General features: G+C 56.6%; 3 protein-coding genes. All 3 read right to left on the minus strand.

All coding sequences use genetic code 11. The annotated features are described in order from the left end of the window. On the minus strand, positions 1–444 hold a 444-nt coding region (locus NTX71_04780; GenBank protein MCX6339217.1), incomplete at its 3' end, for a DUF47 family protein. Between the two features lie 18 nt (positions 445–462). Next, positions 463–1,440, minus strand: coding sequence for an inorganic phosphate transporter (locus NTX71_04785; protein MCX6339218.1), 978 nt, complete (start codon positions 1,438–1,440; stop codon positions 463–465). Between the two features lie 196 nt (positions 1,441–1,636). Then, a partial coding sequence (locus NTX71_04790; GenBank protein ID MCX6339219.1) for a DUF47 family protein occupies positions 1,637–1,913 on the minus strand: 277 nt, incomplete at its 5' end.

A 1,913-nucleotide genomic window follows, 5' to 3' on the forward strand; every position in this document is an offset into this window, starting at 1 on the left:
GAGCGCGAGCGACTTTGACCTGTCGAGGAGGGGAACGTCGAACAGCTTCACGAGGGGCTCCAGTGTGATCACCGCTTTGTTCGTGAGCGCCCTGATGTCCTCATGCATCTCCTGCGGTATCTTCGGCCCTTCGATGACCATCGTCTGCGTCACCGTCTTGGCCCTGTTGGCGATCTTGTCCACCAGCTCCACGATCCCGATGTAGTCCTCGCGGAAGAAGGGGAGAAATGCCCCCTCGGAAAGCTTCGCGAGAATCTTGCGCCTGCACTCGTCGGCCTCGTGCTCCTTCTTATGAACATTATAGGAGCTGACGTTGGCCTCCTCTTCCTTGCCGTCCAGGTAGAGCGCGATCGTGGTCTCGAAGAGGTCGAGGCACTCCTTGACCTTTTCGAGATGCTCCTTCATGAACTCCTTCACCTGCTGCTCCTTTTTGTCCCAGAACATGATGGTGCCCTCTTTTTGTTAACGCACGCCAAGCATACAAGCAATGATTATTGCCAAAATAGCTGAAACGACCGGCGACAGAAACCATGCGGCGAAGATGGACCACAGCTTCTTCGCGTTCACCGTGTTCATGCCCCTGACTAACCCCACACCCGCCACGGCTCCCACGATCGCCTGAGAGGACGAGACCGGCACGTGCAACTGTGTGAAAAAATGCACGACGAGGGAGTGGGAGAGTACGGCAATGAGCGCGGAAAACGGATCGAGCGCGGTGATATCCTTGCCGACGGTCATGATGACATTCTTCCCGTACGTGAGCGCGCCGACTGCCATGGCGATTCCCCCGAGCACGGAGGCCACGACTGCGTGGGAGTGCGTCGGGTTGCCAAAAAAACCCGCCTGATAGAACGGCCCCGTCGTCACGACAACATTATTTGCACCCATCGCGTACGCCCCATAGCATCCGCACACGACGAGGCCGATTTTGTACACCATATTCAGAAGCACCATGTTCTTTATGGTGCGCTGGATAACGTAGCCAAGCCCCTTCACGCCGAGATACGACACCACGCCCGCCGCGACAGGGAGAATGATCCAGCAGAAGAGCCACGCCAGGAGCTTCATCCAGCTTATCCCCGCCATCCCCATGGAGAGAATCGAGATGCCCATCACCCCGCCTATCGCGTTCTGGGTGGTCGAAGTGGGAATCCCCAGGTAGGTCTGGAACATGATGCTCACGGCTGCGGCGAAGGTGGCGACGGCTGCCTGGGAAAAGGTGACCTTGAACTCCCCGCTCTTGTCAAAGTTGTAACTGTCGTAGAGCTTGTACCCTTCGAGGGCAGAGCCGATAATGACGAAGATCGCGACGCAGATGACGGCCGTCTTGTATTTGACGCTGCCCGTGCCGACCGCCGTGCCGAACATATTGGCGGCATTGTTCGCGCCTATGCCCCAGCCAAGGAAGAGCCCCCCAAAGAATTTAGCCAGAAGCATCATAAAGGTTCCCTCGCGCAGATGCGAACCGGCATACGCGAAAATCGCCAGTAGTATATCTGTTCCCGATTCTCTCCTGCAACTCATTTTGCGGGGGTTTTGGAGGCGGGATAAAGCCACTGTCGATAGCCGAGAGTCCATAGCCCATGGCCAAAAAAGCTTGCGCCGCTATGGACCATTGACTAGCGACCATGGACTATTATATGGCCTGCTTCGAAATGAGGATCTGGATGCGATCCCCCACGTTCTCGATGGCGTCGGCGACCTCGGCGATGATCGTCACCAGGTTCCCGATGATGATCTTCTCCGCGAGCGAGATATTGATATCTTTGAAGAGCTTTTTCAATATCTTGAACTCGATCGAGTCCGCCACCTGCTCGCGGGTCGAGATTTCCTGGATGAGCGCGAGCGACTTTGACCTGTCGAGGAGGGGAACGTCGAACAGCTTCACGAGGGGCTCCAGTGTGATCACCGCT

The sequence above is a fragment of the Candidatus Auribacterota bacterium genome (assembly GCA_026392035.1).
GTDB lineage: Bacteria > Auribacterota > Tritonobacteria > UBA1439 > UBA1439 > JAPLCX01.

What these genes read in the sequence shown, in the direction of transcription:
- NTX71_04785 (MCX6339218.1), bottom strand. Translation starts at nt 1,440, where the DNA reads ATGATGCTTCTGGCTAAATTCTTTGGGGGGCTCTTCCTTGGCTGGGGC.